The 20,162-nt window shown below is 64.0% G+C and carries 18 protein-coding genes and 1 pseudogene; 5 read left to right on the top strand and 14 right to left on the bottom strand.

The features are described from left to right. Nucleotides 1–38: 38 nt before the first annotated feature. The 3 genes and pseudogenes from WDZ95_RS09655 to WDZ95_RS09645 all read left to right on the top strand — a co-directional run. On the top strand, nt 39–1,109 hold the full coding sequence (locus tag WDZ95_RS09655) for an alpha/beta hydrolase (RefSeq protein WP_240936394.1): 1,071 nt from the start codon (nt 39–41) through the stop codon (nt 1,107–1,109). A 30-nt stretch (nt 1,110–1,139) separates the two neighbouring features. Beyond that, on the top strand, nt 1,140–2,123 hold the full coding sequence (locus tag WDZ95_RS09650) for a Bug family tripartite tricarboxylate transporter substrate binding protein (RefSeq protein WP_166228004.1): 984 nt from the start codon (nt 1,140–1,142) through the stop codon (nt 2,121–2,123). A gap of 294 nt (nt 2,124–2,417) precedes the next feature. Next, nucleotides 2,418–2,606: pseudogene (locus WDZ95_RS09645) on the top strand (electron transfer flavoprotein subunit alpha/FixB family protein); the annotation flags it as partial. 28 nt (nt 2,607–2,634) lie between these two features. Here the strand turns inward: WDZ95_RS09645 and WDZ95_RS09640 are convergent. Genes WDZ95_RS09640 through WDZ95_RS09625 form a run of 4 tightly spaced genes read right to left on the bottom strand, consistent with a single transcriptional unit; the run spans nt 2,635 to nt 6,725 of the window. After that, nucleotides 2,635–3,606, bottom strand: coding sequence for a PDR/VanB family oxidoreductase (locus tag WDZ95_RS09640; protein ID WP_166228002.1), 972 nt, complete (start codon nt 3,604–3,606; stop codon nt 2,635–2,637). A 32-nt stretch (nt 3,607–3,638) separates the two neighbouring features. Next, nucleotides 3,639–4,418: an SDR family NAD(P)-dependent oxidoreductase gene (locus tag WDZ95_RS09635; protein ID WP_166228000.1), complete on the bottom strand. Its 780-nt coding sequence runs from the start codon at nt 4,416–4,418 to the stop codon at nt 3,639–3,641. A gap of 8 nt (nt 4,419–4,426) precedes the next feature. Continuing rightward, the gene (locus WDZ95_RS09630) at nt 4,427–5,407 is read right to left on the bottom strand and encodes a Bug family tripartite tricarboxylate transporter substrate binding protein (RefSeq protein WP_166227998.1); all 981 of its coding nucleotides are present in this window, start codon (nt 5,405–5,407) and stop codon (nt 4,427–4,429) included. A gap of 43 nt (nt 5,408–5,450) precedes the next feature. Beyond that, a complete protein-coding gene (locus WDZ95_RS09625) occupies nt 5,451–6,725 on the bottom strand; it encodes an aromatic ring-hydroxylating dioxygenase subunit alpha (RefSeq protein ID WP_166227996.1) in 1,275 nt (424 codons plus the stop codon). A gap of 140 nt (nt 6,726–6,865) precedes the next feature. On the opposite strand from WDZ95_RS09625, the gene WDZ95_RS09620 reads away from it, so the two are divergent. Next, nucleotides 6,866–7,645 carry an IclR family transcriptional regulator gene (locus WDZ95_RS09620; RefSeq protein ID WP_166227994.1) on the top strand — a complete coding sequence of 260 codons (780 nt, stop codon included), beginning with the start codon at nt 6,866–6,868 and terminating at the stop codon, nt 7,643–7,645. 37 nt (nt 7,646–7,682) lie between these two features. On the opposite strand, the gene WDZ95_RS09615 is transcribed toward WDZ95_RS09620, so the two are convergent. The 8 genes from WDZ95_RS09615 to WDZ95_RS09580 all read right to left on the bottom strand — a co-directional run bounded on the left by WDZ95_RS09615 (nt 7,683) and on the right by WDZ95_RS09580 (nt 15,580). Further along, a complete protein-coding gene (locus tag WDZ95_RS09615; protein WP_420810289.1) occupies nt 7,683–8,393 on the bottom strand; it encodes an ABC transporter ATP-binding protein in 711 nt (236 codons plus the stop codon). Further along, nucleotides 8,393–9,154 carry an ABC transporter ATP-binding protein gene (locus WDZ95_RS09610; protein ID WP_166227992.1) on the bottom strand — a complete coding sequence of 254 codons (762 nt, stop codon included), beginning with the start codon at nt 9,152–9,154 and terminating at the stop codon, nt 8,393–8,395. The genes WDZ95_RS09615 and WDZ95_RS09610 overlap by 1 nt, the downstream gene beginning before the upstream one ends. Next, nucleotides 9,151–10,134: a branched-chain amino acid ABC transporter permease gene (locus WDZ95_RS09605; protein WP_166227990.1), complete on the bottom strand. Its 984-nt coding sequence runs from the start codon at nt 10,132–10,134 to the stop codon at nt 9,151–9,153. Before WDZ95_RS09605 ends, WDZ95_RS09610 begins: the two co-directional genes overlap by 4 nt. Continuing rightward, nucleotides 10,131–10,994, bottom strand: coding sequence for a branched-chain amino acid ABC transporter permease (locus WDZ95_RS09600; protein WP_166227988.1), 864 nt, complete (start codon nt 10,992–10,994; stop codon nt 10,131–10,133). The genes WDZ95_RS09605 and WDZ95_RS09600 overlap by 4 nt, the downstream gene beginning before the upstream one ends. A 68-nt stretch (nt 10,995–11,062) precedes the next feature. Then, complete coding sequence (locus WDZ95_RS09595) at nt 11,063–12,250, bottom strand: ABC transporter substrate-binding protein (protein WP_166227986.1); 1,188 nt, start codon at nt 12,248–12,250, stop codon at nt 11,063–11,065. A gap of 34 nt (nt 12,251–12,284) precedes the next feature. Then, a complete protein-coding gene (locus WDZ95_RS09590) occupies nt 12,285–13,319 on the bottom strand; it encodes an aromatic ring-hydroxylating oxygenase subunit alpha (RefSeq protein ID WP_166227985.1) in 1,035 nt (344 codons plus the stop codon). Between the two features lie 48 nt (nt 13,320–13,367). Continuing rightward, a complete protein-coding gene (locus WDZ95_RS09585; protein WP_166227984.1) occupies nt 13,368–14,834 on the bottom strand; it encodes an aldehyde dehydrogenase family protein in 1,467 nt (488 codons plus the stop codon). Between the two features lie 8 nt (nt 14,835–14,842). Then, nucleotides 14,843–15,580 carry an SDR family NAD(P)-dependent oxidoreductase gene (locus tag WDZ95_RS09580; protein WP_240936393.1) on the bottom strand — a complete coding sequence of 246 codons (738 nt, stop codon included), beginning with the start codon at nt 15,578–15,580 and terminating at the stop codon, nt 14,843–14,845. A gap of 379 nt (nt 15,581–15,959) precedes the next feature. Here WDZ95_RS09580 and WDZ95_RS09575 point away from each other — a divergent pair, with 379 nt between their 5' ends. Further along, nucleotides 15,960–16,190, top strand: a complete 231-nt coding sequence (locus WDZ95_RS09575; protein WP_166227981.1) for a hypothetical protein — start codon at nt 15,960–15,962, stop codon at nt 16,188–16,190. A 106-nt stretch (nt 16,191–16,296) separates the two neighbouring features. On the opposite strand, the gene WDZ95_RS09570 is transcribed toward WDZ95_RS09575, so the two are convergent. Together WDZ95_RS09570 and WDZ95_RS09565 are read right to left on the bottom strand one after the other, a co-directional pair. Then, nucleotides 16,297–17,196, bottom strand: a complete 900-nt coding sequence (locus WDZ95_RS09570; protein WP_166227979.1) for a hypothetical protein — start codon at nt 17,194–17,196, stop codon at nt 16,297–16,299. Between the two features lies 1 nt (nt 17,197). Then, complete coding sequence (locus tag WDZ95_RS09565; protein WP_166227977.1) at nt 17,198–20,116, bottom strand: hypothetical protein; 2,919 nt, start codon at nt 20,114–20,116, stop codon at nt 17,198–17,200. Between the last annotated feature and the right edge of the window lie 46 nt (nt 20,117–20,162).

The raw sequence follows: 20,162 nt of genomic DNA, 5'->3' as shown, positions 1-20,162 counted from the left end.
AAGCAACGGAAACCTATGGGTTCTCTGGAAGCCAGGGAATGATCAATCTGGAAGGCCTACTGATCCGCCCCGCGCACGGAGAGGGCAGCACTGTGTTCCTCATGATGCACCCCAGTTCAACCCTGCAACTGATGCCGCTTCCCTCAGCGTTGGCATGTGCAGGCCATGCGGTCTTGTGCATGGGAAGTCGCTACGCAAGGAACGACACAGCGCTGGTCTACGAGAAGGTCCTCCTGGATCTTGGTGCTTGTGTCAGATACGCCAAGGAGCAATTGGGCTATCGCCAAGTCGTCCTGCTGGGATGGTCCGGTGGCGGCTCGCTGGCGCTGTACTACCAATCCCAAGCGGAGAATCCGACGGTCACAGCAACTCCGGCTGGCGACCCGATCAACCTGAAGGCTGCGGCTCTCTGGCCCGTTGACGGCATTGTCTTGGAGGCCGCGCATCGCTCTCGTGCCCGGTGTCTGTTGGACTGGATCGACCCCTCGGTGATCGACGAGAACGCACCTGATCGGCGCAATCCAGAATTGGATCTGTACAGTCCCTCACTGCCAGTGCGGCCGCCATATCCGCCCGACTGGTTGGCGGCGTATCGCGAGGCGCAACGTGCACGGCTTCAACGCATCACCGCGTACGTTCAGGAAACCCTCGCGATGCTGCGCCAATGCGGAGGGGCTGAAATGGAGCGCGGACTCCTCACCCATCGCACGATGGCCGATCCACGATTCCTGGACGGCAGCATCGAACCCAATGACCGCCTTATAGGGCGCTGCTACCTGGGGATTCCAGAAACGGTCAACAGCGGGCCCGTGGGATTGGGACGATTCTCCACGCTGCGCTCCTGGCTCTCCCAATGGTCTCTGGAGTTTTCCTTGGCCGATGGAGAGACATGCGCGCGCGGTGTAACGGCGCCCCTGCTTGCCATCGAACACAGTGCCGACGATGCCGTGCCCCAGCCCGATGTCCGTCGAATGCACGACGCGTGTGCGAGCCCAGACAAGCAGTTTCGCGTGATACCACGTGCCAATCACTATTTTCAAGGACAGCCGGAGCAACTGGCCCAGGGCGTCGAGCTCATCCGAACCTGGACGCTGCAGCACGACTGGTGACAGTCTTTCAACCACCCCACAGGAGTTTCTATGGATCGTCGAGTGTTCAATTTGTCTCGTCGCAACCTGATCGCAGCCGCAGCAGGAAGCTTCGTCATTCCCGTTGCCGCACAGGGATTTCCATCGCGCGCGATTCGAATCGTCGTTCCGTACCCGGCCGGAGGCACGACTGATATCTTGGCCCGCCTGATTGGCCCCAAACTGCAAGAAGCCCTCGGGCAGACCGTGATCGTGGAAAACAAGGCGGGGGCGGCCACCAATTTGGGTGCGGAGTTCGTCGCGCGAGCCCCGGCAGACGGACACACCATCCTGCTTGGCACCAATGTGACCTTTTCCGTCAATCCGCACCTCTATCGCGGTCTCAGCTTTAACGCCCAACGGGACTTCACACCGTTGGTTCCCATCGCCTTGACTCAGACGGTTCTGCTCGTTCATCCATCGGTGCGCGCCCACAGCGTTCGAGATCTGATCGCCTTGGCCAAGGAGCAGCCCGGAAAGCTGAGCTACGGTTCGTATGGAAGTGGCTCACTCGCACACCTGGCTGCGGCTCAATTCGCGACCATGGCGGGCATCGAAATGAATCATGTGCCTTACAAGGGCTCGGCACCAGCGATGACCGATCTGATTGGCGGCCACATACAACTCATGTTCGACAACATCGTTACGGCACTGCCCAATGCAAAGGCCGGCTCCGTCAGGGCGCTGGCCGTATCCGGTGCCCGCCGCTCCCTTGCAGCTCCCGAGCTACCGACAGTCGCAGAATCAGCGCTCAAAGGATACGAGGTCGCTGGGTGGTTCGGATTTGCAGCGCCCGCGGCCACGTCTTCCGTTGTTGCCGAGAGAATCAGCGAGGAGATCAACAAGATTCTCGCGCTAAAAGAGATTCGGGACCGCATCATCGCCTCTGGTGCAGAGCCGATGATCTACTCGCCGCAGGAATTCGTGCGCTTCATTCAGTCAGACTATCTGAGGGCCGGAGAGCTCGTGCGGGTTTCAGGTGCCAAAGCCGAGTAGCCGCTTCTCTTGAACCCGCGGCGAAGCGCGAACGGCACGGACTGAGGCCATTGCGCGCGGCAATGCGTACCAGGAAGCACTTGGACACTGGTCTCACGCTGCTTGTTCGCTTCCACGTCCGCTACAAGGCAGGTCCGCACTTCGAGCTTCGGCTTGCGCGTGATCCACATCTCTGCCGTCATATCCGACAAGGCCATTGCGCTGAAGTGAGTACACAACACACGCCAGCGCCGCTTGGCGCACTGGATGGCCTCAATGAACCCGACGTACTCGGCTCTCCTGCCTCGACTGCCGATCGTGGCACCGCAGCTTTACATCGCGGCCGGCATCTCGGGGGTCATCCAGCGCTTAGCGGGCATGAAGGACTCCAATGTGATCATGGCGATCAAAAAGGACCCGATGGCGCCGAACTTCTCGGTCGCCGACTACGGCCTGGGAGCCGATTTCTTCGAGACCCTGCCCAAGCTGGACAAAGCCCGCTGATGGAGCCACCCGCTGCCCCGCCGGGCGCTCACATATCCAGCACCAGGGAGTCGGAGCGGCAGCCCGACACGCAGATCATCATCGACTGATTGGCGGCGCGCTCTTCCTTGGTGAGGATGCTGTCCCGGTGGTCTACCTCGCCCGCCAGAACCTTGGTCTCGCAAGCCCCGCAGATGCCTTCCCTGCAGCTGTAGCTGGGGATGATGCCCGCCTCCATGATGGCGTCGAGCAGGGTGGTGCCAGGCGGTACCTGGAGGATCCGGGCGCTGCGGCGCAACTCCACGGTGCAGCCCTTGGCGTTGACAGGGACCTCCCCCTCCTGCTTCACGGCAGCGAAACGCTCCAGGTGCACGTGGCTGTAGCCCAGGTCATCGCAGGCCTGCTGATAGGCGTTCAGCATGGGGCCGGGGCCGCAGCCATAGAAGTGGGTCTCGCCCGGGTGGCCGGCCAGCAGCCTGCGCAGGTCGGGCGGCGCGGCGGCTTCGTCATCAAAATGCAAGCGCAGCCGGAACAGGTCCGAGGTCCTGGATTCCAGTTCCTGCACGAAGGCCGCTTCCCGGCGGGAGCGTGCGCAATAGAGCAGTTCCGCGGGGCGGCCCAGGGCGGCCAGCCGATCCAGCATGCACAACATGGGCGTGATGCCGATGCCTCCAGCCACCAGCACCGACTTCGGCGCGCTTTCTTCGAGCGGGAAATTGTTGCGCGGCGGCGAGATCTCCAGGACATCGCCCACGCGCAGCTTCTCGTGTACGTGCTTCGATCCCCCGCGGCTCTGGCGGTCCTTGAGCACACCCAGCACGTAACGCTGCCCGTCGGTGACCGGGTTCATCAGCGAGTAGCTTCGAATCAGCCCCTGGCCCAGGTGAAGGTCGATGTGGGCGCCGGCGGTGTGCGCGGGGAAGACCGTGTCTGGCGTGGCCGGTCGCAACTCGACGCTGACGATGCCAGGGGCTTCGTACCTCAGGTTGTAGACGAGGGCTGAGAGCAGGGCGGTGGACATGGGTTCGCAGCAGAGGCGGCACAAGCCGGGAGTTACATGATGTGCAGGCCGCCGTCCACCATCAGCGTGGTGCCGGTGATGAAGGAGGCCTCGCCCGAGGCCAGCCAGAGGATCGGCGCGGCGATTTCTTCGGGGCGGGCCCAGCGGCCGATGAGAGAGGTGTCCTTGCGCTCGGTGCTGAGTTGCTCCACGCTCTTGCCCGCCGCCGAGGCGCGGCCCACGTGGAAGTCGGTCAGCGTGGAGCCCGGACACACCGCGTTGGCGCGCACGCCGTGCGTCGATTCCTCGAACGCCAGCGTGCGCGTGAAGGCAAGTTGCGCGGCCTTGGTGGCGTCGTACAGCGCCATGCCCCGGCGGCCGGTGACGGCGTAGCACGAGGAGACGTTGACAATGGCGCCCGCGCCCGAGCGGCGCAGCGCCGGCAGCGCGGCCTGGCAGTAGTTGGACATGCCCGCCAGGTTCACCGCCACGATGGCCTGCCAGTCGGCGGGCGACACTTCTGCCGCCGGCAGGTAGTTGCGCATGGCGGCGTTGTTCACCAGCGCGTCGAGCCCGCCCCACTCGTTCACGCACCGCGCCACGGCGGCCTGCGCGCCGGCCGGGTCCGACACGTCGGCCGCGATGCCCATCACGCGCGCCTCGGGCTGCGCCTCAAGGATCGCCGCGCGCGTGCGCTCCAGCGCCTGCGGATCGGCGTCCACCATCGCCACCGCCGCGCCTTCGCGGCAGAACAGGGCGGTCGCGGCCGCGCCGATGCCGGCGCCCCCGCCCGTGATCAAGGCCACCTTGCCGGCCAATCGAAACGATGCCATGTCCGCTCTCAATCCAGCTTGATGCCGTTGTCCTTGATGACCTTGCCCCAGAGTTTGATCTCCGAGGCGATCCAGGCGCTGAACTGCTGCGGCGTGCTGGCGATCACCTCGAACTCCATCTCGTGCAGGCGGGCCTGGATGTCGGGCGACTTCAGGATCTTCACCATCTCGTCGTTGTAGCGCTTGATGATGTGCGGCGGCGTGCCCGCCGGCGCGAGGAAACCGATCCACGAGGTGGCCTCGAAGCCCTTCAGGCCCGACTCGTCCAGTGTGGGCACGTCGGGCGTGCTGGGGAATCGCTTGAGGCCGGTGCTGGCCAGCAGGCGCAGCTTGCCTTCCTTGACGAAGCCCTGCACGTTGCCCGGCACGAAGAATCCGGTCTGCACCATGCCGGCCACCAAGTCGGACACCGCGGGCGCGGCACCCCGGTAGGGGATGTGCGTGATGTTGAAGCCGGCCTCCGACTTCATCATCTCCATCGTCAGGTGCGAGGCGCTGCCCACCGAGACCGAGCCGTAGTTCAGCTTCTCGGGGTTCGACTTGGCGGTGGCGATGAAGTCCTTGACATTGGTGATGCCCGTAGCCGGGTTCACCACCAGGTACTGCGGCGCCTTCACCGCCAGCGTGATGGGCGCCAGGTCCTTCACCGGGTCGTAGGGCATCTTGCTGAGAAGGGTCACGTTGATGGCGAGTGGCCCGTTGTAGCCCACCAGCAGGTTGTGTCCGTCGGGCGCGGACTTCACGACGTCCAGTGACCCGATGGTGCCGCCCGCGCCGCCCTTGTTCTCCACCACGAAGGGCTGGCCGAACACCTCCTGCAGCTTGGGTGCCACAAGGCGCGCGAGCACGTCGTTGGTACTGCCCACGATGGGCACCATGATGCGCACCGGCTTGGTGGGCTTCCAGTCGGCCGCGCTCTGCGCCCACGAAGGGCTGGCGGTGGCCACGCCCAGCAGGGCGGCGGCGAGAAGGGATCGGCGTGGAAACATGCCTTGTCTCCTGTAGTTGGTGTGGTCGAACCAGCTCAGGCCTTCACAGGCTGAACACCGGCTTGTGAATGCTGTTGGCCAGGTGCTCCCTGGCCCACTCGACGGGGTTCTGCTCCTTGGGCAGCAGCACGCCGGCGGGCCGCACCCGCTGTTGGCTGGCGTCCAGCGCGGGCGGGGTGGTGCCCTGTTCGATGCCCATCGCGGCTTCCGACAACATGCGCCGCGCCATCACGATGGCCTTGTCGGTGGGCAGCAGTTGCTCGGCCTCGTGGTTCTGGATGGAGCCCATGCTTTCCTGCAGCGAGTAGTCCTGCGCAGAGAAACCGAAGATGCCGCTGTACGAACGCTTCTCGCGCTGCGCGACGCGGTCCATGCCGTAGTCGTTGTCGCGGTTGGCCTTGGGGACGAAGCTGCCCGGCGCCTCGTACTCCACGTGGATGCCCTGGCCGGCTTCCATCGCCGCACGCTCCTCGGCCGTCAGCGGGTGGAAGGGCTGCCAGTTGATGCTCCAGGCCCAGCAGTGGTGGTCATCGATGGGCACCCAGACGTGGCCACCCAGCGCGTGCTCGCCGAAGGGCGCGATCAGCGTGAACCAGGGGAACAGCCACTGCGTGACGCGCCAGTAGTACGAGTCGGGCTCGCCATTGCGGCGGCCGAACAGGCCCAGGCCGTAGGGCGTCTTCTCGATCTCGAATACCACGTTGCCGTCGGCCTTGATGTAGTCCAGCGCCTTCACGCCCTGGTGCATCGGGTCGGTGTCCACCTCGTAGCGGTGCACGTAGGACACGTGGGCTGTGTCGATACCGCCTTCCATGGCCTGCAGCCAGTTGCTGTACTGCAGCCGCTTGGACACGAACACGTGGCTGTCGGGAAGCGTGCACCACTCGATCTCGGGCGGCGCGGGCTGGTGTTCGGCCGGGCCCATGTAGGTCCAGACGATGCCGCCGCGCTCCACGCAGGGGTAGCCCTTGATGTGCATGCGCGCGCAGGACTGGGGCGAGGACGGCACGTCCACGCACTTGCCGTCGCCGTCGAACTTGACGCCGTGGTACGCGCAGCGGATGCCGTTTTCCTCATTGCGGCCGAAGTACAGCGAAACGCCGCGGTGCGAACAGAACTCGCTGATCAGGCAGGCCTTGCCGTCCGTGTTGCGAAAGGCCAGCAGCTTCTCGCCCAGCAGCTGCACGCGCACCTGCGGGCCGTCGGCCTCGGGGATTTCGCTCGACGCCAGCGCCGGCACCCAGTAGCGGCGCAGCAGCTCACCCATGCGGGTGCCGGGGCCTACGCGGGTCAGCGTTTCGGACATTTCCTTGTTCATCGGGGTATCTCCATTTGTCCACAAGATGATTCTTGAGTCCATTTTACGGACAAGTGATGCCTTGTCAAGTATTTGATTTATGTGTTCGCTCTGCGGACAATGCTGAGCTACCATCGTGGGAACACAACCGTCAGCAGACTATGAACAGCATCGAAGAAAGCGAAAAAAGCGAAAAAGCTGAAAAACTGGGGGACAGTGTCCGAGCCGTGGACAGGGCGCTGGAGATCCTGATGGCCTTCACGGCCACCGACCATCGCCTGACGGCGGGCGAACTGGTCAAGCGCGTGGACCTGAGCCGCCCCACGCTGTACCGCCTGCTGCGCACGCTGGAGCACAAGGGTTTCATCGTGTCCTCGGGCGAGCCGCAGCGCTTCGAGCTGGGCCCGTCGGTGGCAAACCTGGCGCACGTATGGAGCGCGGGCCTGGACATCGCCACTGTGGCGCAGCCCATGATGCGCCGCCTGTGGGAGGCCACGGGCGAGACCGTGTCGCTGCTGGTCCACCAGGGCGCCATGCGCACCTGCGTGGCCGAGCTGCCCAGCGCGCAGCCGCTGAGTTTCAAGCGCGGCGTGGGCTACAGCACCGACGTGACCCTGGGCGCCAGCGGCCGCGTGATCCTGGCGCACGTGGCCTCACCCGAGGCCTACCTTGGCGGCGAGGGCGCGCGCGACGCCGATCTCGTGGCCTACCTCGACCGCTTGCGGACCATCCGCGAGCAGGGCTACGAGATCAGCCGCGACGAACTCATCAAGGGCGCCGTGGCCATGGCCGTGCCCTACTTTGGCGGCGACGGCCAGGTGAAGGGGTCGCTGGCGGTGTTCGGCCCCGGCGTGCGCGTGGACGAGGAGCGCGTGCGCGCCATCGTGTTCGTGCTCAAGGAAGAGGCCCGCAAACTCTCGCAGGCCTTGGGGCAGCGTTAGCGCCTGGGCGCCGGCCGAGGCGGCGCCAGCTCTGGGGTCAGACCCCCAGGTGCTGCTCCAGCAGGCCTGGCTGCGCGAGCAGTTCCTTTGTGGCCCCCTCGAACACCACCTCACCCTTCACCAGAATCACGTTGCGATCGGTGATCTGCGTGACGTGCTTCCAGTTCTTGTCCACGATCACGCTGCTGATGCCGCTCTCGCGGATCAGGCCGCAGATGCGCCAGATCTCGCGCGCGATCAGCGGGGCCAGGCCTTCGGTGGCCTCGTCGAGGATCAACAGGTCGGGGTTGGTCATCAGCGCACGGCCGATGGTGAGCATCTGCTGCTCGCCGCCGCTCAACTGCTGGCCGCCGTGGCCCAGGCGTTCGGCCAGGCGCGGGAAGGTGTCGAGCACGCGCTCATAAGTCCATTCGCGCTGGCCTTGGGTGCCGGGCCGCGCGGCCATCACCAGGTTTTCCTTCACGCTCAGGTTGCCAAAGATGCCGCGGCCTTCGGGCACGTAGGCAATGCCCTGGCGCGCCACGTTGTAAGGCGAGGCGCCGGTCATGTTGCGGCCCTTCACCTGCACCGTGCCGCCGCTGGGTTTGACCAGGCCCATGAGCGACTTGAGCAGCGTGGTCTTGCCCATGCCGTTGCGGCCCATGAGGCCGATGGTCTGCGCCGGGCCGACAGTGAAATCGACACCGCGCAGGATGTGGCTCTGGCCGTAGTGCGTGTGCAGGCCGCTGGCTTCGATGATGGCGCTCATCAGTGTTCCTCGCCCAGGTAGGCGGCCTGCACGCCTTCGTCGTTTCGGATCTGTTGCGGCGTGCCGCTGGCGATCACCTGGCCGTTGACCATCACGGTCAGCACGTCGGCCAGCGCGAACACGGCGTCCATGTCGTGCTCCACCAGCATCACGGCGTGTTCGGCCTTCAGGCGCTGCAGCAATGCCACCATCGATTCGGCTTCCGCCGCGCCCATGCCGGCCAACGGCTCGTCGAGCAGCAGCACCGTGGGTTCGGTGGCCAGCGTCATGGCGATTTCGAGTTGGCGTTGTTCGCCGTGGCTGGTGGCGGCGGCCACGGTGTGGGCGCGTGCGGTGAGGCCCGCGAGTTCCAGCGCGCGTTCGCAGCGGCGGTTCACGTCGGCCAGCTTCGACGCCGCGCTGAACCAGTGCAGCGGGTTGAAGGGCGCGTGGCGCTCGCGCGATTGCGCGGCCAGGCGCACGTTGTCCCACACGGTGAAGGGCAGGAAGATGTTGGTCTTCTGGTAGCTGCGGCCCAGGCCCTGGCGCGAGATGCGCTCGGGCGATTTGCCGTGGATGCCCTGCCCGTTGAGCGCGATCTGCCCGCTGGTGGGCGGCAGGTCGCCCGAGAGCAGGTTGGTCAGCGTGGACTTGCCCGCACCGTTGGGGCCGATGACCGCGTGGATGCGGCCGCGGTGCAGATCGACCGACACATCGTTGACGGCGGCGAGGCCGCCGAAGCGCTTGACCAGGTTCTTCGCGGAAAGCTGCAGGTCGCTCATGCCTTGCCTCCGCGCTTGCTGTAGCGGTCGATCAATCCAAGCAGACCGCGCGGCGCAACGATGACCACCAGCACGATGAAGCCACCCATGAGCAGTTGCCAGTGCTTGGTCATGTCCTTGAACAGGTGCATGACGTACTCGAACGCGAACGCGCCGACGATGGCGCCGGCGAAGTTGCCCATGCCGCCGAGGATGACCATCATGATCGCGTGCGCGCTCATGTGGAAACCCATGAGCTCGGGGTTCACGAAGCCGGTCTGCGCGGCCCACAGGTAGCCGGCCACGCCCGCCAGTGCGCCCGCCAGCGTGAAGGCCGTGAGCTTGTAGCCGAAGGTGCCATAGCCCACGGCGCGCATGCGGTGCTCGTTCACGCGGATGCCCGCGAGCACACGGCCGAAGGGCGAGAACAGCAGGCGGCGCAGCGCGAAGTACAGGCCGATCAGCACCACGAGCGTGAAGTAATAGAAGACGGTCTTGCTCTCGAGGTCGATGCCGAGCGCCGTGGCGTCGGGGCGGAAGTTCACGTAGATGCCGTCGGAGCCGCCGAGCGCCTTGTTGTCGAAGAACAGGAAGAACACCATCTGCGCGAAGGCCATGGTGACCATGATGAAGTAGATGCCGTGCGTGCGGACGACGAAGAAGCCGATGATCAGCGCGGCCAGACCCGCGGCCAGCGCGGCCGCCGGAAGCGACCACCACAGTGCGATCGGTGCATCGGCCGGCGTCATGAAAGCCAGCGCGTAGCCCGCCAGGCCGAAGAAGGCCGCGTGCCCCAGCGACACGAGTCCGCTCACACCTTGCAGCAGATCGAGGCTCATCGCAAAGATGGCCAGGATCATCATCTGCGACAGCATGCCGAGGTAGAAGTCGCTGCCCGCAATGGGCAGCAGCGGAAAGGCCGCGAGCGCGATGGCGCCCAGCGCGAGCACGAACTGGATGCTGCGCGGCAGTTTTTCGAGTTGGGCTTTGGCGGTGCTCATTGTTTGAACAGGCCTTCGGGTTTGTAGAGCAGCACGAGCGCCATCAGCATGTAGACCGCCATGCCCGCAATCTGCGGCACGAGCACCTTGCCGAAGGTGTCCACCAGCCCCACCAGCAGGGCGGCCACGAGCGCACCGCGCACCGAGCCGATGCCGCCAATGACCACGACCACGAAGCACATGATGAGCACCGAGCTGCCCATGCCCGGGTACACGCTGGCGATGGGCGAGGCGATCACGCCAGCGATGGCGGCCAGGCCCACGCCGAGCGCGAACACCACGCCGTGGATCAGGCGGATGTTCACGCCGAGCGATTCGGTCATGTCGCGGTTGAAGGCGCCGGCGCGGATCTTCATGCCCAGGCGCGTCTTGCTGATGAGCAGGTACAGGCCGATGGCGAGCACGATGCACACGGCCGACATGACCAGCCGGTAGACCGGGTAGGACAGCGTGTCGGTGAGCGGGATCGACCAGTTCAGCAGCTCGGGCACTTGCACGGCGTGCACGTCGTCGCCCCAGAAGATGGAGCGCATCTCTTCGAAGATGTAGATCAGGCCGAAGGTGAGCAGCACCTGGTCGAGGTGGTCGCGGTGGTAGAAGTGGCGAAACAGCAACCACTCCAGCAACCAGCCGAAGGCCACCGCGAGCAGCGTACCGAGCACGATGGCCAGCGTGAGGCTGCCGAGCAGCGACGTGAAGTACCACGCGAGGTAGGCACCGATCATGTAGAAGCTGCCGTGCGCGAGGTTGACCACGCCCATGATCCCGAAGATCAGCGTGAGGCCGGCGGCCAGCATGAACAACAGCAGGCCGTACTGGACGCTGTTGAGCAGCTGGATGAGGAAATTGGCGAAGTCCATCGTTTCAGCAAGCCGACGTCAAGCCGGCGCCGCTAGGGCGCCGGCTTGCAGAAAGCATGGCGCAAGGATCAGGCCATGCGGCAACCGGTGGCCGGGTCGGCGATGGCCTTGCCGGCGATGCCGATCACCTTGTTCTCGCGGTTTTCCACGCGGCGCAGGTAGATGTCCTGGATCGGGTTGTGCGACGGGCTCATCTTCCACTTGCCGCGCGGGCTGTCGATCTCCGCACTGCGCAGGGCGGCGTACAGTGCCTGCTTGTTGTTGATGTCGCCCTTGACCGCGTTGGCGCCCTTGACCAGCAGCAGGCCGGCGTCGTAGCCCTGCACGGCGTACACGTCGGGCTGCAGCTTGAAGGCCTTGGCGTATTCCAGGCGGAACTGTTTGTTGCGCGGCGTGTCCAGGGAGTCGCTGTAGTGGAGCGTGGTGAGTACGCCATTGGCCGCGTCACCGGCGGCGTCGAGCACGCCTTCGGTGAGGAAGCCCGAACCATAGAGCGGGATGCTCTTGCTCAAGCCCGCGGCGTGGTAGTCGCGCAGGAATTTGGCGGCGCCGCCGCCGGCGAAGAAGCAGGCCACGGCGTCGGGCTTGATGGACGCGATCTCGGTGAGCAGGGCCTGGAATTCCACGTTGGGGAAGGGAAGGGCCAGCTTCTTGACGATCTCGCCGCCAGCGGCCTTGTAGCTCTGCTCGAAGCCTTCGAAGGCCTCGTCGCCCGCGGCATAGCTCCAGGTGATCCACACCGCCTTCTTGTGGCCCTTCTCCACCATGGCTTTGCCCAGGGCCAGGGTGGGTTGGGCGTTCGTGAAGGAGGTGCGGAACACGTTGGGCGCACATTGCGCGCGCGTGGCGATGTGCACGCCGGCGTTGGGGATCAGGTTGAGCACGCCCGATTCGCGCGCCACTTTGTGAATGCCCATCTGCACACCCGAGTGCACGGTGCCGACCAGCACGTCGACCTTGTCGCGCTGCACCAGGCGGGTGGCGTTCTCGACGCCCTTGGCGGGGTTGGACTCGTCGTCCACCTTGAAGAACTCGATCTCGCGACCACCGAGCTTGTCGCCGTTTTGCGCCAAGGCCAGTCGGAAGCCGTTTTCGATGGCGATGCCGGGTTGGGCAAAGGTGCCCGTGAACGGCAGCATCAGGCCCACCCTCAGCTTGCTGCCTTGTGCTTGCGCCCAAGAGGGCAGCACCAGACCCGTGGAAGCGGCGCCGATCAGGGCAGCACCTCGCGTCAGAACCAGCCGGCGTGTGTTCATCGGTTTGTCTCCTGTATCCGTGGTTTCTGGGGCCTCAGGCCGCGGCCTTTTCAGCGGCCAGCATCTGATCGATGATGCGGCGGGCTTGCACGCCGCCGCCATCGATGTTCAGACTCAAGAGCTTGCGTCCTTCGTTGCGCTCCAGGTTCTGCTGTTGCATCTCCAGCATCTGGAGGTCTTCGGAGAACACCTTGCTCAGGCTGGAGCGGATTTGCTCGCTCAGGGCCTGATCCTGCGCGTTGAAGTTCCTTGCCATGCCCCAGAAGTACCAGGTCGAGGACTCGGTTTCCGGCGTAATGAAGTCGATGACCGTGCTGGACGCCTTGATCTTGGGGTCCGCGTGGAAGCCACCGTGGCCCGCGTGCGCCACGCCCACATCGATCAGCACGTGGCTGGGCGGATAGAAGCGGCAGATCTGCCAACGGTCCACGGGCACGTCGTCAGCCAGGTGGTTGCCCCGCAGGCCGGCCTGCCAGAACGGCGGGGGCATGATGCCTTCCATGTAGCGTTCGGTGATGGCGCAGTTGCCGTCCAGCCGCGTCTTGGGCGGTGTCTCGTCAATTTCCTTCTGGCCGATGCTGGTCGGGTGCAGATAGGTCTCGTGCGTCAGGTCCATGAGGTTGTCGATCATGAGCCGGTAGTCGCATTTGACGTGGTACAGACCGCCGCAGTAGGACCAGGCCGGGTCATCGGCCCAGGCCAGGTGGTGGATCTTGGCCGGGTCGGCCTCCTTGGCATCGCCGGGCCAGACCCAGATGAAGCCGTAGCGCTCCACCACGGGGTAGGTCCGCACGGCAGGAAAGCCGCCGACCCGCTGGCAGGGCATCGCGACGGTCTTGCCGTCGCAGCCCATCTCTAGGCCGTGGTAGCCACAAACCAGTTTGCCGTTGTCGACCTTGCCCAGTGAGAGCGGCGCGCCGCGGTGCGGGCAGAAATCCTCAACGGCTGCCACCGTGTTGTCGGGTCCCCGGAAGAACACGATGGACTCGCCGCAGATTTTGCGGCCGAGAGGCTTGCCATCGATCTCGTTGGGCGTCGCGCCCACATACCAAGTGTTTTTCGGAAACATAAGTCGGTCTCTCCTATTGGTTTTCCAAGGTGGGGCGGTTTCGTGGGTTCAACCCTTGAGGGACTCAAGCACGCCCACGCTTTGGTAGATGTGCTTGATTTCTGTGAAGTCGATCAGCGCGTCGGCGCCGTGAAGTCGTCCCAGGCCGCTGCGGCGGTAGCCCCCGGTTTCGGCTTCGGCGAACAGCTTGTTGTGGTCGTTGATCCAGACCGTGCCGTTGCGCAGCGCGCGCGCGATCCGCCAGGCACGCGCGCCTTGTTCGGTCCAGACACTGGCAGACAGGCCGAAATCGCTGTGGTTGGCCCGGGCCACCGCTTCGGGCTCGGTCTCGAACTTTTCCAGCACGACCAGAGGGCCGAAGACCTCGTCCTGCACAAACGAAGCGCTGGTGTCGCGATGCGCCACTAGGGTCGGCGACACAAACCCTCCCTGCAGCAGCGGGCCGCCCAAGCGCTGGCCACGCAGGATCACTTCATCGGCGTCGTCCATGGCCTGCTCGATGCGGCGCTGTACCCGCTCGGCGGTGCCCGGGTCGATCAGAGGCCCCATCTGTGACCCCGGGGCGCTGCCCGGCCCCACCTGGATGCTGGCCAGGGCTGCTGCGAGCGCTTGCTTCATGGCCTCGTAGCGCGAGGCATGTACCAACACCCGGCGAGCGGCCGTGCATTGCTGGCCGGAGATGACCGTCGCCGCCGTGGCCAATTGCGGCGCGATGCGTTCGACATCGGCGTCTTCGAACACCAGGCAGCAGGACTTGCCGCCCAGTTCGAGCGACAGTTTCTTCATCGTGGGTGCGGCGGCGGCCATGATGCGCTGCCCCGTCAGGTTGGAGCCGGTGAAGCTGATCACGTCCACTTCCGGCGAGGTGGTGAGCCACTGCGCCACCTCATGGCCCGTCTCGCTCAACAGGTTCACGACACCGGGTGGCAAGCCGGCCACCTCGCTCAGCTCCCGGATCACCGCCGCCGTGATGAGCGCGGCCTGCGGCGCCGGCTTGACCACGCAGGTACAGCCCGCGGCCAGCGCGGGGGTGATGGAGCGGATCAGCAGGATCACCGGCGCGTTCCACGGGACGATGATGCCGGCGACGCCGGCGGGCTCCTTGAGCATCGTGGAGAACACCCCCGGCTCCACCTCGAGCACATGGCCCGGAAGGTGCCGGGAGAGGCCCGCGTAGTAGCGAATCTCGGAGATGGCGCCCATCACTTCGCCGCGCGACTGGGCCACGACCTTGCCGTTCTCCCGCGTCAGCAGCTGGGCCAGTTCCTCGGCCTTGCGCGTGAGCCGATCTGCCCATTCGTTCATGACGTTCTGTCGCAGCCGCGGCGACTGGGCCCACGAGGGCTTCTCAAAGGCGGCGCGTGCGGCCGCGATGGCCGCCTCGGCGTCCGCTCGCGTCGCCGCGCTGAAGCGGCCGATGTCGCGGCCGTCGGCCGGGTCCAGGCTGGGCGCGCTGGCGCCTTGGCTGGCCGCCGTCCACCGGCCGTTGATCAAGAGTTCCGCGCTGAGGTTCATGGGCGCTCTCAGTGCGTGACCGATCCGCCATCGACGACGATCACCTGCCCGGTGACAAAGTCGCTGTCGGCGCTGGCGAGGTAGATCAAGGTGCCGGTGAGGTCGTCCGGCACCTGCTCGCGCTGGATGGAGCGCGAGGCGACGATGCCGGCGGCGATCGCGCCTTGCCAGTCGGGGTTGGCGCTGACATTGGCGCTCAGGGTAAGCCCCGGGGCGAGCGTGTTGACGCAGACGTTGTCCTTGCCCAACTCACGCGCCAGGCAGCGCGACATGGCGACCACGGCACCTTTGGATGTGACGTAGTGCAGGAAGAGCGGCGTGCCTTTGAAAACGGTGCCCGAGGCGATGTTGATGATCTTCCCGTAGCGTTGCCGCCGCATCACGTGGCTGACCGCCCGGGCGCATTCGAACGAGCCGCGCACGTTGACGGACATCACCTTGTCCCACTCGGCCGACTCGATCTGCTCGAAGGGTTTGAGGACCAGGTTGCCGAAGATTGCGGCGTTGTTGACCAGCACGTCGATGCGGCCGAAGGACTGCTGCGTGGCCTCAACCATCTTCTCGACCGACTCGCGGGACGACACGTCCGTGTGGACAAACATCGCCCGACCGCCCTGAGCCGTGATCTGGCCGACCACCCCGGAGGCGTCCAGGACGTCGGCGCAGACCACCGTGGCCCCCGCCTGCGCCAGGGCGCGCGCATAGGTCTCGCCAATGCCTTGCGCCGCGCCCGTCACGATCGCCACGCGGTTCGCCAGTCGGGGGGGGCTTGTTGTGGGGGCTTGGGTCATCGCGGATCTTTCATTGCTGGGGATCTGAAACTTCTAGTTGTCCATGACATGGACAGATGTGTCATTGTACGGCCATGATTTGGTTCGAGAACTAGGGTAAATACCGATGACCGTGCCGATGCGCATGCCGGCCCGGGCCGCGGATGGGCAGACGCGCAGCCAAGGCGCTCCACGATGAAATGGGGGTGGGGGCGAAGCTCCGTTGTGGGGGTTATGGGTTCTCGCGCCACGGGGTCCAGCCCCGCGCCGGCGCCGGGCCCCGCTAGAGCCACCGGCATCAGAACCGGTAAACGTCCAGCGCGCGCTCGCCCTGGCGTAGGCGCTGCAGCACGCGATGGACCGGGCCGAGACATTGCCAGCGCTGCTCGGCTCGGACATCACATGGGGCAACTCTCGCTACGGGCTGATCTTCGATCTGCTGGGCCTGGGCGAGTGCGCCAACCCGCTCGTGATCCTGGATGAGCTGGACAAGGCGCAGGTCATCAACAAGACCTCGGGCGGGATCTCTTCGCCTACCGGCGCATTGCCAAATGCGTTTGGTACTGTCGAGCGCGAAGGCAGATGATCTGCTCGCAGCGTGCCGGGTCAACTCAGATGGCTGGCGAGCGACGCCTGGGCGGTGATTTCCATTTCTTCCGTGTGCCCTTGAAGGCCACGTGCCGCTTGACGCGCTAGGCTGCTTCCAGCGGGTTGAAATCCCGGCCGTCGCTATTCGCACTCTCGAGAGATCGTTCCCATTCGGAGACTTCGAAATCGACACTTTGATCGAGATCGGGCAAAGGAAGCTGGTGATGGAACTGTTTGACGCCTTGCTTCTCAAGGTACCGCGGAACCTCATGGAGAGTCAGTTTTCCCAGAGACCCATCCGTCCAACTGTATGCCAGATGAACGCTTGCCTCGAGCAAAACGCCCGTTTCAAGGGACTCGCAAAGAATGCTTCCCGCTTCGAATCCACGTGCTTGATGATCGCGAACCAAGGTAACTGTCGACGATCTCTCCAGCCCTACCCATTTCGCTGAATGCGACTGATCGTGAGTCAAATTGACAACGGCTTTGCACGATCCCCGCTTGAGAAGGTCTTCAACCTTGAATTCGATCTTCACCTTTCTACTGTGAGGCATCCAGCGGGGGACTTCATCCAAAGGCATGGCCTCGCCATGTCGACTTGTGTACAGCATAAGGGTGCCTGATTGACGTGCCTTCAAGATATTGAGTCTGCGTCTCTTGAGTCGTGAATCAAGTGCAGGGTCCCTACTGCCCTTGAGCGCATCTTCGAAGTCCTCCCTCAAGGTCAAAGCAGCCTGCTTGATCCGCCGAACATCCTCGGAGAAGGCGTCTTTGTCAGTCCATCCGAACAGGGATGAAGACTGGAGGAATGCCCGGATCCATATCCTTCCCTCAGGGGAGTTTTCATAGTCGAACCGCAACTCGCTGGCCTGCAGGGCCTCAAGCGGGAACTGCGCTCGAAGGTCCTCCAGGAAATCCGATTTTCTGTCTTCCCAATCGGTTTCACTGACGGTGAGACCGTTGCCTGCCATCAATCGTTGAGCGAACAAGTAGTGTTCTGTCATATCAAGCGTCTTCAAGTTCGTCGAGAAGGAGGCGAGCCTTGATGGCAAGAAGCCACGCACGCAGAGTTGCAGTTGCGTCAGCGGATGAAGCGGCGCGATCCTTGGCTGGATGCGGATTGATCCGCAGGTACATCTTCGGTCTATCGCCGCGATGGGCGACTGTCTCGATCCACGGATTGAAGTTCGCTTCTTGACGAAAGACGTCGATCACGCTGCCTATGGTCTTGTCCTTCCTCAACCCTTCAGGAAGCGATCCGTCGGTTGAAGTGGTTGATGGAAAAGGCGCAGAGTGGTCATGCTTTGGCACTTGAGCCACGACGCGGAGATGGCCCCTTGCGAGACCACCGGAGACAAGAAGAGCAATGAGGGGGCGCGGGTTCGCAGGCGGAGATAGAGCAAGGTACACGCCGCGAGCCGCGTTCTCCCAGTACGTGATGATGGCCTGCATGCTTGCACGATTCACTGACCCCTCCAAATGTCGTGAGAGCGGCGACCACAAGTCAGCGGACGCGCCTGCAGCTTTGATGTGCATGGACTCAAGGCATTGCAAGAGATCGATGGGCGTTCGAGCGTGCGCCGTCTTGCGTGGGAACTGGCGGCAGTAGAGTGTGTACGCCCAGGAATGTAGGCGATCGGTCAGTACAGACATGCGATCGATTGGCAATCCGATCACCCGAGCAATGGCCTCGAGGTTCTCCCCTCGCTGCATGCGCGCCAGCGCATCGGCCAGCAGGTGGACCGGTGTCTGAGGCTTGGCGCGTTGCGACGCGCTCAATGCAGCCGGCGGCGCCCACTCAAAAGGATCTTGTGCCGTCTCGATCGGCAAGGCGTGCGTTGCTGCCTCCATGTGCATTCGCCATAGGGAGGGCAAGCCGATATCCCGCCGTTTCGCGGCCTGAACGAGTGAGTTCCCTTTAAGTGATCGGCCCTGCATGGTGATCGTGGCGAGCGCATTCGCCATTTCCTGACTGCTGGCGTTGACAACCGACTCAAGCGCGATATCAAGGTTCATGCGAAGCGCCTGTTCGTAGAGGTGCGAGTAGCTTCTTATCGTCGTAAGGGGGGATGCATGGCCGGCCTCGCTTGCGATGATTTCCAACGGGTTTGCGTCAACCCATGCGCTGGACATCAGGGCTTGCGAAACTTGCGTGCTAACGACTGTGTGGCGCAGGTCGTACATGCGAGAACGGCGGTACCCCGTCGCCAGTTTGACTACGCGATTGAGGAAGGCTTGTGTGGCAGCAGAGCGGTATCGACTCTTGTCATTGTTGGACTCGCCGAATAGGTAGGCCTTGCTGTTCTGTGTTTCAAGGCGGCGAAAATCGACCCACTCCCGTATGGTTTTGAGAGATCGTGAGTCACGAACGGTCAGGCGGCGCTGGGACAACTCTGTCTTGAGTCGACCCCGTGCGGCATGTCGCACGACTTCAATGCTGCAGTACGCGCCCCGTGAGTCGGCCAGGAAACTCACGTTGGCCAATACCAAGCGTGAGAGGTCCTGGTTTCGAACTGCGCATTCGCGGGCAATGGCGATCATGACGGCGGCGATGCGCCCGAGTCGCGGGTCGGAAGCCTGCTTGCAACGCTCGACGCAGCAGTCGACTTCGTGATCCCAGATCACGTTTGCCATCACCCGCGCCGGTATTCGCCCATCGGCAGAATCGACCTTCGAGACTGGATTGATACTGGGCTTTTCCGCTAGCGAAGCGTCTGAGCCACCCACGAGATCCGAGCGAACCGAGTCGATCAAGCCAGGTAGTGGTTCGATGTCGAACGCCTCCATCAGGTACTCGTGCATGCTGTGAAGCGCAGCGAGGGCTTGTGGGCGCCTGCCCTTTGTTGTCTCGCGGTAGACGCAGCGATAGACCTCCAGCAACTGATCGGCTTGCCAGTCCTCCGGAGCTTCGTCTCGCCCCGCCATTGCTTTGCCCAGCGCAAGCAATACTGCAGAAACATACTGGCGCAGCGTGCTGACGGCAGGATTGGCTTTGGTCACTGTGCCCAATTCACACATGTGGCAAATCCAGCCAGCCAGTGCCACTGTGACAGGGTTCACCCCCATCCGGGCGAGCGGCATTCGCTGAAGGCCCTCAATCCAGACCCGCTTCGTGAGCCCATCAATGCCCGAAGGGTGGTCCTCTTTGAGAATTTCCAGCATCGACCTTAGTTCGGCAAGGTCGTACCCGATTCCTTGCGTCGCATCGATTTGCTCGAGCAACTGGAAGGTGCGCTCACCAGGCTCATTGGTCGTGGTATCAAGGATCCCATCGTCGACCGCTTCAAACTCCTCGGGACGATGGACCAGCGCGTGCTTCGCCAGTAGGCGCCCCCAGGCACTTCTCTCGAGGGCGGTGAATGAGAGGGTGAGCGTGCAATGAGCAAAGAGTGGTCCCGGCAGGTGCACACTCCACCAGGCAATCTGGTCGGCTGACAACTGCTCCAGGATTGATTGAGATCTGCTGGTTTTGTACAGCCCTACCTTGGACAGCCAAGATGCCAGAGCGAGAAGCAGATCGCCGAGTGGAAGTAGACGTATGACATCGTGACGCTTGGAGTCATCCTGCGGGTCTTGGGATGGGGGTGTCGAGGACGATGTGGTTCGATTCCCGACCACCACCGATAGACGCGGCCATAGTGCCAGCGTCATCGGGTGAAGGAAGCGGCGCTCCAGGCGCTTCACTGGGCCCTCGGGCCACTCCAGCGCGGTGGCATCGCCGCAGCGATAGGGAGTGCATCTGAACTCCTGTAGTAGTGGCAACGTTTCAGGTCGCAGGCCATCAAGGCAGACCAACCGCGCGGCCAGCAGCCCGAGATCGGATCCCGTGGATGTGGCTTCGTTGCGCCGAAAAAGCACTTCATTGATAAGTCCCGAGAAGCGTGCGATGGCTTGCTCGGCATGCGGCAGGAATTCCCAAGTCACAGTGCCAGGCAGCTGCCTGAGGCGAACGGGCGCCCCGGGGGGCCAG

This window comes from Hydrogenophaga sp. T2 (assembly GCF_049843535.1).
GTDB lineage: Bacteria > Pseudomonadota > Gammaproteobacteria > Burkholderiales > Burkholderiaceae_C > Hydrogenophaga > Hydrogenophaga crocea.
The sequence above is the reverse complement of the archived record's forward strand: the minus strand, read 5'-3'. Positions and strand labels throughout refer to the sequence as shown.

What these genes read in the sequence shown, in the direction of transcription:
- WDZ95_RS09655 (WP_240936394.1), top strand. Translation starts at nt 39, where the DNA reads ATGATCAATCTGGAAGGCCTACTGATCCGCCCCGCGCACGGAGAGGGC.
- WDZ95_RS09650 (WP_166228004.1), top strand. Translation starts at nt 1,140, where the DNA reads ATGGATCGTCGAGTGTTCAATTTGTCTCGTCGCAACCTGATCGCAGCC.
- WDZ95_RS09640 (WP_166228002.1), bottom strand. Translation starts at nt 3,606, where the DNA reads ATGTCCACCGCCCTGCTCTCAGCCCTCGTCTACAACCTGAGGTACGAA.
- WDZ95_RS09635 (WP_166228000.1), bottom strand. Translation starts at nt 4,418, where the DNA reads ATGGCATCGTTTCGATTGGCCGGCAAGGTGGCCTTGATCACGGGCGGG.
- WDZ95_RS09630 (WP_166227998.1), bottom strand. Translation starts at nt 5,407, where the DNA reads ATGTTTCCACGCCGATCCCTTCTCGCCGCCGCCCTGCTGGGCGTGGCC.
- WDZ95_RS09625 (WP_166227996.1), bottom strand. Translation starts at nt 6,725, where the DNA reads ATGAACAAGGAAATGTCCGAAACGCTGACCCGCGTAGGCCCCGGCACC.
- WDZ95_RS09620 (WP_166227994.1), top strand. Translation starts at nt 6,866, where the DNA reads ATGAACAGCATCGAAGAAAGCGAAAAAAGCGAAAAAGCTGAAAAACTG.
- WDZ95_RS09615 (WP_420810289.1), bottom strand. Translation starts at nt 8,393, where the DNA reads ATGAGCGCCATCATCGAAGCCAGCGGCCTGCACACGCACTACGGCCAG.
- WDZ95_RS09610 (WP_166227992.1), bottom strand. Translation starts at nt 9,154, where the DNA reads ATGAGCGACCTGCAGCTTTCCGCGAAGAACCTGGTCAAGCGCTTCGGC.
- WDZ95_RS09605 (WP_166227990.1), bottom strand. Translation starts at nt 10,134, where the DNA reads ATGAGCACCGCCAAAGCCCAACTCGAAAAACTGCCGCGCAGCATCCAG.
- WDZ95_RS09600 (WP_166227988.1), bottom strand. Translation starts at nt 10,994, where the DNA reads ATGGACTTCGCCAATTTCCTCATCCAGCTGCTCAACAGCGTCCAGTAC.
- WDZ95_RS09595 (WP_166227986.1), bottom strand. Translation starts at nt 12,250, where the DNA reads ATGAACACACGCCGGCTGGTTCTGACGCGAGGTGCTGCCCTGATCGGC.
- WDZ95_RS09590 (WP_166227985.1), bottom strand. Translation starts at nt 13,319, where the DNA reads ATGTTTCCGAAAAACACTTGGTATGTGGGCGCGACGCCCAACGAGATC.
- WDZ95_RS09585 (WP_166227984.1), bottom strand. Translation starts at nt 14,834, where the DNA reads ATGAACCTCAGCGCGGAACTCTTGATCAACGGCCGGTGGACGGCGGCC.
- WDZ95_RS09575 (WP_166227981.1), top strand. Translation starts at nt 15,960, where the DNA reads ATGGACCGGGCCGAGACATTGCCAGCGCTGCTCGGCTCGGACATCACA.
- WDZ95_RS09570 (WP_166227979.1), bottom strand. Translation starts at nt 17,196, where the DNA reads ATGACAGAACACTACTTGTTCGCTCAACGATTGATGGCAGGCAACGGT.